Source organism: Methylobacterium sp. PvP105 (assembly GCF_017876975.1).
GTDB classification, from domain to species: Bacteria; Pseudomonadota; Alphaproteobacteria; order Rhizobiales; family Beijerinckiaceae; genus Methylobacterium; species Methylobacterium radiotolerans.
Genome location: NZ_JAGIPA010000001.1, coordinates 441,744 through 453,861 on the forward strand (window position 1 = coordinate 441,744; position 12,118 = coordinate 453,861).

Annotated in this window: 11 protein-coding genes; 5 read left to right on the plus strand and 6 right to left on the minus strand. The window is 73.7% G+C overall.

What is annotated here, in order from left to right; translation table 11 throughout:
* The first annotated feature begins 152 nt into the window (after window positions 1-152).
* Together J3A75_RS36955 and J3A75_RS02170 are read left to right on the plus strand one after the other, a co-directional pair.
* Window positions 153-563 (plus strand): hypothetical protein, encoded by a 411-nt coding sequence (locus tag J3A75_RS36955; RefSeq protein WP_071000594.1) that lies wholly within the window; start codon window positions 153-155, stop codon window positions 561-563.
* A complete protein-coding gene (locus tag J3A75_RS02170; protein ID WP_012322449.1) occupies window positions 560-1,030 on the plus strand; it encodes a hypothetical protein in 471 nt (156 codons plus the stop codon). The genes J3A75_RS36955 and J3A75_RS02170 overlap by 4 nt, the downstream gene beginning before the upstream one ends.
* Before the next feature lie 12 nt (window positions 1,031-1,042).
* Here the strand turns inward: J3A75_RS02170 and J3A75_RS02175 are convergent, their stop codons facing one another.
* On the minus strand, window positions 1,043-2,320 hold the full coding sequence (locus J3A75_RS02175) for an FAD-binding oxidoreductase (protein WP_209649662.1): 1,278 nt from the start codon (window positions 2,318-2,320) through the stop codon (window positions 1,043-1,045).
* A gap of 147 nt (window positions 2,321-2,467) precedes the next feature.
* Here J3A75_RS02175 and J3A75_RS02180 point away from each other — a divergent pair, with 147 nt between their 5' ends.
* A complete protein-coding gene (locus tag J3A75_RS02180; protein WP_071000596.1) occupies window positions 2,468-3,808 on the plus strand; it encodes a glutamate--tRNA ligase in 1,341 nt (446 codons plus the stop codon).
* A 58-nt stretch (window positions 3,809-3,866) separates the two neighbouring features.
* Here the strand turns inward: J3A75_RS02180 and J3A75_RS02185 are convergent, their stop codons facing one another.
* From J3A75_RS02185 to J3A75_RS02200, 4 genes are all read right to left on the minus strand, one after another.
* Window positions 3,867-4,643: a class I SAM-dependent methyltransferase gene (locus J3A75_RS02185; RefSeq protein ID WP_024828022.1), complete on the minus strand. Its 777-nt coding sequence runs from the start codon at window positions 4,641-4,643 to the stop codon at window positions 3,867-3,869.
* A gap of 16 nt (window positions 4,644-4,659) precedes the next feature.
* A complete protein-coding gene (locus J3A75_RS02190; protein WP_029359735.1) occupies window positions 4,660-5,868 on the minus strand; it encodes an MFS transporter in 1,209 nt (402 codons plus the stop codon).
* Between the two features lie 91 nt (window positions 5,869-5,959).
* Entirely contained in the window at window positions 5,960-8,077 is a 2,118-nt protein-coding gene (locus tag J3A75_RS02195; protein WP_209649664.1) for an OmpA family protein, read from the minus strand.
* 79 nt (window positions 8,078-8,156) lie between these two features.
* Entirely contained in the window at window positions 8,157-9,230 is a 1,074-nt protein-coding gene (locus J3A75_RS02200; RefSeq protein WP_024828019.1) for a DUF2865 domain-containing protein, read from the minus strand.
* A gap of 159 nt (window positions 9,231-9,389) precedes the next feature.
* Between J3A75_RS02200 and J3A75_RS02205 the strand changes: the two genes are divergently transcribed.
* Window positions 9,390-9,902: a CreA family protein gene (locus J3A75_RS02205; protein ID WP_012322457.1), complete on the plus strand. Its 513-nt coding sequence runs from the start codon at window positions 9,390-9,392 to the stop codon at window positions 9,900-9,902.
* 51 nt (window positions 9,903-9,953) lie between these two features.
* On the opposite strand, the gene J3A75_RS02210 is transcribed toward J3A75_RS02205, so the two are convergent.
* On the minus strand, window positions 9,954-10,301 hold the full coding sequence (locus tag J3A75_RS02210; RefSeq protein WP_012322458.1) for a hypothetical protein: 348 nt from the start codon (window positions 10,299-10,301) through the stop codon (window positions 9,954-9,956).
* A 310-nt stretch (window positions 10,302-10,611) separates the two neighbouring features.
* Here J3A75_RS02210 and cysS point away from each other — a divergent pair, with 310 nt between their 5' ends.
* Window positions 10,612-12,009 carry a cysteine--tRNA ligase gene (gene cysS, locus J3A75_RS02215; RefSeq protein ID WP_071000798.1) on the plus strand — a complete coding sequence of 466 codons (1,398 nt, stop codon included), beginning with the start codon at window positions 10,612-10,614 and terminating at the stop codon, window positions 12,007-12,009.
* Window positions 12,010-12,118: the final 109 nt, after the last annotated feature.

Genomic DNA, 12,118 nt, shown 5'->3' on the forward strand with positions numbered 1-12,118 from the left:
GATTTTGCAAAACTCTTAATTCGATCGACTACAACAGGCTTATCGAGTTCCTGCTACTTTTGGTTGTGTCGAGCGCGGTAGTCGGCGATGCGCGGTTGACGCCCCGCCGGTGCGCACCACTTCCACGCGCGCAGGCGTGGCCGGAGAACCGCATGAGATCCCCTCTGATCGCGCTCGTGGTCGGCGCGACGGCGCTCGCGCTCGCCGCCTGCAACGCGCCCAAGCCGGGGCCGGCCGGGCCTCCCGGTGCGAAGGGTGATCGGGGACCGCCGGGGCCGGCCGGGCCGGCCGGGGTCAACGGCGCGACGGGGGCTCGCGGTCCCGCGGGCGACCCGGGTCCGGCCGGGCCGGCCGGTCCGCCCGGACCGGCCCTGAACAGCCAGGTGCGTCTCGACGTGGCCTGCCGCCGTGACGAGGAATTGATTGGCGCCTACTGCCGAGGCATGGCGGTTCTGCCGTCCGTGACCGTCACGGACGGCGTGTCCACGGTCGGCTGCCTCGACATGACCGCCAAGGCCGCCAAGGATGCCCAGCCCGTCGCGGTCTGCATGAAGAAGCCATGAGATTCGCCGCCCCCGCACTCCTGATCGCGCTGGTGTCCGGCCCCGCCTGTGCCCAATCCTTCGTGCCGACGGAGCGGGCGGCGATCGACCTCGTGCGCGACCGGCGCACCGCCGGCTTCACCACCGTGGCGCGCACGCTGGCCTATGCCGAGCGCGCGACCGGCGGCGCTTTCCGACTCGGCGGCTACCGGGTCGATTATCGCCCGGACGCGCCGTTCGCCCGGGTGCGGATCTGCTATCGCCTGGGGATCGATCCGCCGACCTGCGGCCTCGCTTACCGCGTCGCGGTCAACCCCGCCCATGTCGAGCCGGCCGACCGCTACGACGGTCTGACGCGCGACCTCGAGCACGGGCCCCAGGCGTTCCTCCGGGCGCTCGCTCGGGAGGCCGATCTGCAGCGCCAGCCGGACTTCCTGCGGAAGGTCGAGGCCGCGCTCGAGCCCTACAACCCCTACGACTGGCGCTGATCGCGGACGCCCTCAGAGCAGCCGCGGCCAGCGCAGGAGCCGTTCCGGCGCGAAGGCCGCGACCGGCACCGCCGGGTTCCGGCCGGTGGCGAGGTCGGCGACGATCTCGCCGGTGATCGGGCCGGTGGACAGGCCGATATGACCGTGGCCGAAGGCGAAGAGCAGGCCGTCGTGCCGCGGGGCGCGGCCGATCACCGGCATCCCGTCGGGCGTCGACGGGCGGGAGCCGAGCCACGGCGCGTTGTCCAGCGGCCCGCCGAGCCGCAGGGTGCCGGCCGCCTCGCGGGACGCCGCCTCGATCTGCGTGTGGTCGGGGGCGGCGGCGCGGGCGTTGAGTTCGACACCGGACAGGACACGGACCCGGTGCTCGCCCATCGGCGACAGGATCGAGCCCGCGCCGGTGTCGAGGACAGGCCGGGTCAGCGGCGGGCAATCCGGATGCAGGGCGTAGTGGCGATGGTAGCCGCGCTCGGCCGCCACCGCGAAGCGGTAGCCGAGAGTCCGGGCGATCGCCCCGGAGGCGGCGCCGGCCGCGAGGACGACCTGCCGGCCCCGCACGGCGCCGCCGTCGTGATCGACGCGCCAGCCACCGGCCTCGGGCTCCAACCGGGCGACGCTGCCACGCAGGCGGCGGCCGCCGAGGTCGGTGAACAGGGCCTCGCACGCCTCGATCAGCCGGCCGGGCTCGCGCACCGATCCCGTCTCGGTGAGCAGCATGGCCCGCGCGTAGGGCCGCACCAGCGCCGGCTCGACGGCCTGCAGCGCCGCCCTGTCGAGGATGTCGAACGCGACCCCGTGCGCGGCCAGGATCTCGCGCTCCAGGGCGGCGGCCGCGAAGGCCGCCTCGGTGCGGTAGGCCTTGATCCAGCCCGTCCGCTGCAGCCGGTCGCCGGTGCCGGCCCGGGCCGCCAGCCGCTCGTGGGCCGGATAGGCGGCGCTGGTCAGCGGCAGCAGCGCCGCGGCCGCGCGGTGCCAGCGGGATACGCGCGCAGCCGCGAGAAAATGCGCCGTGTAGGGCAAGATTCGCGGGAGATGCGCGTAGTGCAGCCTCAGGCCGCGATCGGCGTTGCGCAGGTAGGCCGGGAGCTTGCCCCACAGGGCCGGGCTCGACATCGGCAGGATCGAGCCGCGGCTGACCACGCCGGCATTGCCGTAGGAGGTCCGGGCTCGCGCCTCGCCGGGATCCAGCAGGACCACGTCGAGCCCGCGATCCCTCAGCGCGACGGCGCTGGCGAGGCCGACCATCCCGCCGCCGACCACCACGATGTCGGCCGTCTCGTCCGTCGCCATGCCGCTCACATCCTGCACCGCACCACGCGCGCCCTTCTGACGGGTTTCCGGCGTCCTGGGTAGCGGGCTCCGCGGCGTCACGCATCGGGCCGGTGTGATCGTGAAGTCCCGCGCACATTCCCGCGGAGATCGGCTAGAGAGCGGACCATGACTCTCGTCCGCTTCGCACCCTCGCCGACCGGGTATCTCCATATCGGCAACGCCCGGCCGGCCCTGCTCAACGCCCTGTTCGCCCGCCGGACCGGCGGCCGCTTCCTGCTCCGCCTCGACGATACCGACGCGGAGCGCTCCACCGAGGCCTTCGCCGAGGCGATCGGCGAGGATCTCGCGTGGCTCGGCATCGTGCCCGACCTGTTCGCCCGGCAGAGCGCCCGCACGGCGCAGCACGACGCCGCCGCCGACCGCCTGCGCGCAGCGGGCCGGCTCTACCCCTGCTACGAGACCCCGGAGGAGCTGGAGCGCCGCCGCAGGCGCCAGCTCGGGCGCGGCCAACCGCCGATCTACGACCGGGCGGCGCTGCGGCTCACCGGCGACGAGCGGGCGGCGCTCGAGGCCGAGGGCCGGCGGCCGCACTGGCGGTTCCTGCTGGAGGCGCGGACCGTCGGCTGGGACGATCTCGTCCGCGGCCCGGCCCACGTCGACTGCGCGTCCCTGTCGGATCCGGTGCTGATCCGCGCCGACGGCAGCTACCTCTACACGCTGCCGTCGGTGGTGGACGACGCCGATCTCGGCATCACCCACGTGATCCGCGGCGAGGACCACGTCACGAACACCGGCGTGCAGGTGCAGATCTTCGAGGCCCTGGGCGCGGCCGTTCCGGTCTTCGGCCACCACAACCTGCTGACGACCGCCGACGGGGAGGGCCTGTCGAAGCGCCTCGGCCACCTGTCGCTGCGCGGCCTGCGCGAGGCCGGCTACGAGCCCGCGGCGGTGCGCTCGCTGGCGGTGCTGACCGGCTCGGCCGAATCGGTCCGGGCGGTGCCCGACCTCGACACCCTCGCGGGCCTCGTCGATCTCGGGGAGATCTCGCGGGCGCCGGCCCGGTTCGACCCGGCGGAGCTCGACGGCCTCAACGCCCGCCTGATCCACGCCATGCCGTACCGGGAGGCGGCCGCGCGCCTCGCGGATCTCGGGATCCCTGAGGACCGGGCCGAGGCCTTCTGGCTCGCGGTGCGCGCCAACCTGAGCCGGGTTCCGGAGGCGGCGCCGTGGTGGCGGGTCGTGACCGGTCCGGTCGAGCCGGTGCTCACCGAGCCTGCCGTGATCGCGGCCGCCATCGAGACCCTGCCCCCCGGGCCGTTCGGCCCGGAGACCTGGAAGGCGTGGACGACCGAGATCCGGACTCGCACCGGCGCCAAGGGCCGCGGCCTGTTCATGCCGCTCCGGCTCGCGCTGACCGGCCTCGAGCACGGGCCGGACCTCGCCGGCCTGCTGCCGCTGATCGGGCGGGAGCGGGCGGCGCGCCGGCTCTCCGGCGCGGCCGCCTGAGCGACCCGGCCCGGACAGCCCCGCCGGCGTTCGTAATCCTGGGCCGTTCGGCGGCGGTTCAGCGGCCGGGTCGGGGGCGCGCCTCGATCAGCGCGGCATCGAGCAGGAAGCTGCCGTCGGCCTCGATGCCGAAATGCGCCGCGACCTCCGCGGGCGCCGCGACCTGCAGCGCCCGGATCGCCGCGACGTGGGTCTCCGGCGTCCGCATCCGGGCGATCCAGCTCGCGAACTCCATGCGCGGCCGGCTCGGCGTCGCGTCGCCGGGCTCGAAGCCGGCCGCCTCCAGCAGGGCCCGCCATTCCGAGACCCTGTAGTCGCGCACGTGCGAGGGGTCGCGCAGCAGCTCCACCGCCTGAAGGTGCGTGTCGAGCAGCGGATCCTCGGGCGCGACGATGTCGCTGACGACGAGGAATCCGTCCGGCTTCAGCACCCGACGCGCCTCCGCCAGGGCCGCAGGCACGTCGCGCCAGTGGTGGGCGCTGTAGCGGGTCAGGACCGCGTCGAAACGCGCGTCCGGGAACGGCAGGGCCTCCGCGCCGCCCTGCCGGGTCTCGATCCGGTCGAGCCCCCGCCGCGACGCCTCGGCGGCGACCGCCGCCAGCATCTCGGCCGACAGGTCGTAGGCCGTGACGCAGGCCCCGGCCGCCGCCGCCGCGAAGGCGACGTGGCCGCCGCCGCAGCCGAGGTCGAGCACCCGCAGGCCGGGCCGCGCGCGGACCCGCTCGCCGATCCGGTCGAGGTCGGCGCCCGCCGCGTGCACGGCGCTGGTCACGTAGGCGGAGGCCTGCGCGCCGAACTGGTCGACGACGTGTCGGGTGTGGCTGCGGGCATTCATCGGCGGATCTCCCGGTTCAGGTCGCGAGCGGCGGCAGGCGGGACAGCCGCAGGGCGATCGTCAGCGCCAGACCGTACAGCCCGCCCACGAACAGAACCACGCCGTTCCACCCGGAATGGGCGAAGAACCAGCCGCCCGCGGTCCCCAGGACCGACGAGCCCAGATAGTAGAGGCCGAGATAGATCGCCGAGGCCTGGGCCCGGTCGCGCAGGGCCCGCCGCCCGACCCAGCTGCTCGCGACCGCGTGGGCGCCGAAGAAGCCCACCGTCGTCACCACGATGCCGGCGAGGATCAGCAGCAGGTGATCCGAGAGCGTCATCACGATGCCCGCCAGGCCGACGGCCGTGGCGACCCAGAGGACGCGGCGGCGGCCGAAGCGGCTCGCCAGCTCGCCGGTGACCGGGCTGCTGACCATGCCGGCGAGGTAGACGGAGAAGATCAGTCCGATCACCGCCTGGCTCAGCGCGTAGGGCGGCTCGAGCAGGCGGAAGCCGATGTAATTGTAGATGCAGACGAAGCCGCCCATCAGCAGGAACGCCTCGGCGAAGAGCCAGGGCAGGCCGGCGTCGCGGAAATGGTGGGTGAAGCTGCCCGGCACCTCTGCCCAGGCGAGCCGGCGCGGCACGAAGCGGCGCGAGGGCGGGAGCCACCGCCAGAACGCCAGCGCGGCGGCGAGCGCGAGGCCGCCGATCACCGCGAGCCCGGCGCGCCAGCTCACGAAATCCGCCATCACGCCGCTGATCAGGCGGCCCGACATGCCGCCCAGCGCGTTGCCGCCGACGAGCAGGCCCATCGACAGGCCGATGGCCTTGGCGTCCATCTCCTCGGCGAGATAGGCCATGGCGACGGCCGGGAGGCCGCTGGCCGTCAGCCCCGTGAGCGCGCGCAGTGCCAGGAAGCCGTACCAGCCGGGGACCAGGGCGGCCACGACCGTGAGCAGCGCCGAGGCGACCAGCGAGGCCAGCATCACCGGCTTGCGGCCCCAGATCTCCGAGAGCGGGCTGACGACCAGCAGCGCCACCGCCAGCAGCCCGCAGGGCAGCGACAGGGCGAGGCTGCTCGCGGCCGGCGAGACGCCGAAATCGTCCGCGTAGATCGGCAGGAGCGGCTGGACCGCGTAGAGCACCGCGAAGGTCGAGAAGCCGGCCGCCGCCAGCGCCAGAGCCGTGCGGCGGAAGACCGGTGTGCCCGACCGGATGAGCCCGCCATCCGCCTCGCTGTCCATCGTCGTCCCGCACCGCTGTCCTCAACCGGTGGTGAGGCGCGGAGGCTCGACGGTCAACTGCCGCGCGGGACATGCCCGCGCGGCGGCCGTTTCACCGAGGCGGCGGCGGCGGTGCCGCCTGGCCCTGACCCTGATCCGGCCCCTGCTGCAGCAGCGGCGTGATCCGCTGGACGACGACGCGGCGATTCTCCCGCGACGGGCCCTGCGTGTTCACCTTGAGGTACTGCTCGCCGTAGCCCTGGGTGGTCAGGTTCTCCGGCGGCACGCGGAACTGTTCGGTCAGCACGGTCGCCACCGCCTGGGCACGCCGGTCCGACAGGGACAGGTTGTCGAGGGCTGAGCCGACGGCGTCGGTGAAGCCTTCGATCAGGAACACCTCCCGCGGGTTGGCCTGGATGGCGCGGTTCATCGCGCCGGCGATCCCCGACAGCTTGGCCGCCTGATCGGGCGTGACGGTGAATGAGCCGGTGTCGAAGGTGATCGTGTTGATGTCGACCGAGCGCAGCCGGGCGCGGAGGTCCGGGCTGTAGCGGATCTGATCGAGCGTGTACCGGCGATCGACCTGCACCACCGGCGGCGCCGTCAGCGCCTCGTAGACTTCCGCCTCGTCGGCCTGGGCGTAATCCACCACGTAGCGGTCCCGCGGGATGCGGATCTCCGGGGGCGGCAGCACCACCACGTCCTCGTAGATCGGGCGGAGCGGGCCGGCATAGCTGTTGTCGATCAGGATGAGCTCGCGACCGTCGCGATAGCGGAGGTAGCGGCGCAGCATCCGCCCGTCGTCGTTGGTGACGGTGACGATCTGCTCGCCGCCGGGCCGGTCAACGTAGCTGTAGAAGTCGGCGCCCCGCCGCTCGAACCTGTAGCCGCGCGGGTCCAGGGTGCGGAAGCGCTCGTTCTCGTCGTGTCGGATCAGGTAGCCGTCGCGGTCCTGCACGATGATGCGGCCCGGCTCCCGGTAATAGGTCCGGCCGTCCTCCCGGAACTCGCGGCGGTCGGTGCGGACCTGCTCGAAATCGCGCACGGCGTCGTTCTGGCGGAAGCCGCCGGGCACGTAGCCCGGCTGTCCCGACCGGTTGAAGGCGCTCGGGTCGGTCGGACCGCCCGGACCGCCCGCGGGCGGCTGGCCCGGCGCCATCCCGGGCTGCGGTGCGCCGGGCGGCGGGGCCTGTCCGGGAGCGGGCGCCTGGCTTGGCGGCACGAATGGCCGTCCCGGGATCCCGGGGGCCATGTTGGGCGGCACTGGCCGCGCGGGCTCCGCCGCGGGGGCGCCGTTGGGCTGGGCCGGCGCCCGTCCATCGGGCTGGGCCCCCTGCGGCTGGAACGGCCGCCCCGGAACGCCCGGGGCCGCGTTGGGCGCCTGCGGCCGGCCGGGCTCGGCGCCGGGACCGCCGTTCGGCTGGGCGCGGTTCTCTGGCTGGCGGTTCTCTGGCTGGCGGTTCTCGGGCTGCGCGTCGAGGCGCTGGGCCGGCCGACCGGGTGCGCCGGGGGGCGCGTTCGGCGGCTGGGGCCGCTCGCCGGGCGCACCCGGACCGCCCGGACGCTGGCCCGGAGCACCGCGATCCGGCACGGATCGGTCGGGAGCCGCGTCGCGCTGCGCGGGACGGTTCGGCTGGTCATCCGGGCCGGGGCGGTCCCGGTCCGGTGCCTGGCGCTGCTGCGGCGCCGGCGGACGCTCGGGCGCAGGGCGTCCCTGGGGCGGCGGGGCCTGATCGCGATCCGGAGCCTGCTGGCGCTCGGGCGCGGGCCGTCCGGGGGTCGGCCGCTCCTGCGGCCCGCGATCCGGACGATCCGGCTGCTGATCCCGCCGCTCCTGCTGCCGCTCCTGCTGTCGATCCGAATGGCGGTCCGGCCGATCCGGCGCCGGCGGACGGGCCGCAGGCGGCTCCGGCCGGCGCTCGGGCGCGCGCTCCCGCTGGGGCGGTTCGGCCTGCGGCTGGCGCTGGGCGGGCGGCTCGGGACGCTCGCGCGGCGGCGCACGCTCCGGCCGAGGCTCCGGCCGCTCGCGCTCGGCCGGCGGGCCGGGACGCTCCTGCGGCGGCCGCTCGGGGCGCGGACCGCCGTGCGGGGGCTCGCCGCCGCGGGGACCGCGCTCGTCCGGTCCGCCCTGCGCCACTTGGATCCGGCCCGGCGCGGCATCGGCGAGCTGCACGAGCGTGAGGGCCGGCAGCACCGTGCCGGTGAGGAGGATCAGGCGGAGCAGGCGCATCGCGGTCTCGTCTCGGTTCAGGCCGAGCCGAACACCGGACGCCGCGATTGGTTCCGCGTCCCGGGAAGCGGAACCGGCTTCAGGGCGTGAGGCGCTGGGGCACCGCGATCACGTCGGGCGCGATGATGCGCACGGCAACGTGATCCGGCTTCGCCTCCGCGGCTTTCGCGCCGTCGGCCGCGGCGGGCTCGACCTTCGCGTCGTCGCGGCCGGGGCCGCCCTTCGTGTCGACGCCCGCACGGCCGGCGGCGTCGGCGGCGAGTTCTGCCGCGGTCCGGTCGGCCCGGCCGACGAGGGTCAGGCGCACCTTCGGCCGGGACAGCGCCTCGGCCTGCATCGGCGTCACGAAGATGTCGCCCTTGTGCCGGACCAGCATGCTCTCGGCCTTGACCAGCGACTGCGCCCAGGACTTGCCCTCCGGTTTGCAGGAGCAGTTCGGAACGAATTCCTTGCGGAATTTGAAGGCGTTGGCGAGGTTCGCGTAGGCCCGGCTGCCCTTCACCGAGGCGGCGTGCTTCAGGGCATCGTCGCCGTACGGCATGGAATAGGCCTGCGCCTCGGTCCCGGGGCAGAGGGCCTGGCACATCTCGTCGGCGCCGCCGCGGCCCTCGGGCAGGTTCTTCATCGGGAAGAAGCCGCCGTCGCAGGTGCGCACGCAGACCATCTGCGGCCCGCCCCGGCCGTAGGCCTCGCCGGAGCCCGCGGAGGTTTCGCGCGGGGGGCAGGTGGAGGCGACCAGCCCCTGGAGTTCGCGCTTGCGGGCGCCGCTGTCGTCTATCACGGCGCCGCCGTAGGTGGCCTTGAGGGCGCGGATCCGCTGCTCCACCGCGCCGCACTGCGGCGGCCGCGTGTCGAAGAACAGGAACTTGCCGCCCTCGCAGTTCAGGCCGCGGAAATAGGCTTCGAGGCGCCCGATCTCGTCGTTCAGGGCGCGCGTCGTGCTGGCGCCGCTCTGGATCGAGGCCAGCTCCGCCCGGTAGCGCCGGCACTGGGGCGACGGCAGTTGCGGCGCCGGCCGCGCCTCGGCGGGCGGCGGTCCGGACGCGGCCTCCTGCGCGCTGGCGGAGACGGCGAGCGAGTGGGACAGTCCGAGGGCTATGGCCGCGCTCAGGACGAGGCGGCCGAGCGTACGGACGATCGGGCGGTGAGGCATAGGCTGCATCGCGTTGATCGGGTGCGCGGCGATCCGGAGAACCCGGGCCCGCGCGCATCCGCGCTTCGGAACGGAAGCGGGGCCATTCTACGCCCCCTCGCAAGACCGCGACACCCCTCCTACATCCGGCCGGCAAGCGTGAGGGGGAATTGACCGGCGATGTTGTTTCGGAGTCTCACCTATGTTGGGCTTCTCGCACTGGGCCTGACAGCGGCCGGTACGGCCTCGGCGCAGGAGCCGGACCGGATCTTCGACAAGTCGACGGTCTGGCGCCCGCTGACGCCCAACGACAAGCTCGTGGTCTACGGCGTCGACGATCCGGCGGTCTCCGGCGTGGCCTGCTGGTACACCCAGCCCGAGAAGGGCGGGATCAAGGGCACGCTGGGCTTGGCCGAGGACGTCTCGGACATCTCGCTGGCCTGCCGGCAGACCGGGCCGATCGCCTTCAAGGGCAAGATGAGCCAGGGCGAGGTGGTGTTCAGCGAGCGCCGGTCGCTGATCTTCAAGTCGATGCAGATCGTCCGCGGCTGCGACGCGAAGCGCAACACGCTGATCTACATGGTCTACTCGGACAAGGTCATCCAGGGTTCGCCCAAGAACTCGACTTCGGCCGTCCCTCTGGCGCCCTGGGGCACCGAACCGGCGCAGAAATGCGCCGACTTCATGAAGTGAGCCGCGCGGGGTCGACAGGGCGTCCCGGGGACCGGGGCGTCCGCGGCTCCCTCAGTCCTGGCAGGTGATCCGGATCGGGCGCTCGGAGGGCGCCGGGACCGGCTGGCTGATCGCACCGGTGTACTCGTCGGCGGCGGCAACCCCGTAGGAGTTCGCCGCGGCGTAGCCCTGGGCCTCGCACCACGCGTTGGCGACCACCTGCCCGCAGGCGCTGCCCGGCGTCGTCAGGCACTCGCCGACGCCGTAGCCGTCGCTCGACGGGATCAGGAAGGTCTTCTCGACGTGGGCCGGCGCCTTCGCGGGCGTCTCGCCGTCGGTGCCGGCCAGCGCGACGTGGGTCAGGCCCGCACAGGCGAGAACGGTGGCGAGAGCGAGGGAACCGGCGGCCGAGCGTCGCATGGATTGTCCTTGGGCACAGGATCTGTGGCGTGAGGATCGTGGCCCGGACGGTCCGACGGCGCGGTTAAGGAAGCCTTACCCGCATGGCGCGCAGGCCATCTCGAATTCCTCACGCTTTTGAGTTAGCCCCATCGCGCGGGCCGCGCCGTCGCCGCGATGCAACAGGATGCTGTGCCGGGGCTGGCGGATCCGCCACGTTTCGGCCGCTCTTCGCCGCGCGGGGCCCTCAGGTCGTTGAAGGCAGGGCCGGATTTCCGGCCACGGCTCCGGTCCGGACGTCATCCCGGGCGCCGGAAAAGGGATGGGTTTCATGGCGCCGATGTTGCGGCTCTACAACACGCTGACCGGCGCCAAGGAGGCCTTCGCGCCGATCGACCCGCAGCATGTCCGCGTCTACGCCTGCGGCCCGACGGTCTACGACGCCGCCCATATCGGCAACGCCCGACCGATCATCGTCTTCGACCTGCTGTTCCGGCTGCTGCGCCACCTCTACGGGCCGGAGCACGTCACTTACGCCCGCAACGTCACGGACGTGGACGACAAGATCAACGCCCGGGCGGCCGAGCGCGGCGTCAGCATCCGCGAACTGACCGACGGCACGCTCGCGCAGTTCCACCGCGACGTGCGCGACCTCGGCGTGCTCATGCCGGAGGACGTGAACCTCACGGGCGCGCGGCCCCGCTTCGTCGAGCCCCGCGCCACCGACCACATCGCCGAGATGGTGACGATGATCGAGGCCCTGGTCCGGGCCGGCCACGCCTACGTGGCGGCGGATCACGTGCTGTTCGACGTCCCCTCGATGCCGGATTACGGCGGCCTGTCGAAGCGGCCCCTCGACGAGATGGAGGCGGGGGCCCGGGTCGAGGTCGCCCCCTACAAGCGCTCGCCCCTCGACTTCGTCCTGTGGAAGCCCGCGAAGCCCGGCGAGCCGTCCTGGCCGTCGCCCGCCGGGATCGCGGTCGCCGGGCGGCCGGGCTGGCACATCGAGTGCTCGGCCATGTCGGCCAAGCATCTCGGCCGGACCTTCGACATCCACGCCGGCGGCATCGACCTGATCTTCCCGCACCACGAGAACGAGGTGGCGCAGTCGCGCTGCTGCTTCGGCACGCCGGTGATGGCCAATGTCTGGCTGCACAACGGCTTCCTCCAGGTGGAGGGGGAGAAGATGTCGAAGTCGCTCGGCAACTTCATCACCATCCGCGACGTGCTGAACGACTGGCCGGGCGAGGTCGTGCGCCTCACCATGCTCAAGACCCAGTACCGGCAGCCGATCGACTGGACCCTGCGCGGCCTGGAGGAATCGGCCCGCGTGCTCGACCGCTGGTACAACGCCGCCGGCGACGCGCCCGCCGCACCCGACATCCCCGTCGGCGTTGTCGAGGCGCTCTGCGACGACCTCAACACGCCGGCGGCGATCAACGAGCTGCACCGGCTCGCGGGCGGCGCGGAGGCGCAGCCCGGTGCGCTGCGCGCCGGCGCGAACCTCCTCGGCTTCCTCGCGCGCACCCGCAGCGACCGCGAGCAGGATCAGGTCGCGGCCTCGGGGGTCGACGTCGCGGCGGTCGAGGCGCTGATCGCCGAGCGCCGCGCGGCGCGCGCCGCCAAGGACTGGGCCGCCTCCGACCGGGCGCGCGACGCCCTCGCGGCGATGGGCGTCGCCGTGAAGGACAACAAGGACGGCACCACGACCTGGACGGTGGCGCGCTGATCGCGGAGCCGGCGGCCGATGACACGGATGTGACGGGGGCCGCGTCCTCGCGCCCGCTTGCGCGGCGCGGCGCGGGCGGCATCTGTGGTCCGGGGACTCGCGGCGGAGA

Coding starts and splice junctions, on each gene's coding strand:
- J3A75_RS36955 (WP_071000594.1), top strand. CDS start 153: ATGAGATCCCCTCTGATCGCGCTCGTGGTCGGCGCGACGGCGCTCGCG.
- J3A75_RS02170 (WP_012322449.1), top strand. CDS start 560: ATGAGATTCGCCGCCCCCGCACTCCTGATCGCGCTGGTGTCCGGCCCC.
- J3A75_RS02175 (WP_209649662.1), bottom strand. CDS start 2,320: ATGGCGACGGACGAGACGGCCGACATCGTGGTGGTCGGCGGCGGGATG.
- J3A75_RS02180 (WP_071000596.1), top strand. CDS start 2,468: ATGACTCTCGTCCGCTTCGCACCCTCGCCGACCGGGTATCTCCATATC.
- J3A75_RS02185 (WP_024828022.1), bottom strand. CDS start 4,643: ATGAATGCCCGCAGCCACACCCGACACGTCGTCGACCAGTTCGGCGCG.
- J3A75_RS02190 (WP_029359735.1), bottom strand. CDS start 5,868: ATGGACAGCGAGGCGGATGGCGGGCTCATCCGGTCGGGCACACCGGTC.
- J3A75_RS02195 (WP_209649664.1), bottom strand. CDS start 8,077: ATGCGCCTGCTCCGCCTGATCCTCCTCACCGGCACGGTGCTGCCGGCC.
- J3A75_RS02200 (WP_024828019.1), bottom strand. CDS start 9,230: ATGCCTCACCGCCCGATCGTCCGTACGCTCGGCCGCCTCGTCCTGAGC.
- J3A75_RS02205 (WP_012322457.1), top strand. CDS start 9,390: ATGTTGTTTCGGAGTCTCACCTATGTTGGGCTTCTCGCACTGGGCCTG.
- J3A75_RS02210 (WP_012322458.1), bottom strand. CDS start 10,301: ATGCGACGCTCGGCCGCCGGTTCCCTCGCTCTCGCCACCGTTCTCGCC.
- cysS (WP_071000798.1), top strand. CDS start 10,612: ATGGCGCCGATGTTGCGGCTCTACAACACGCTGACCGGCGCCAAGGAG.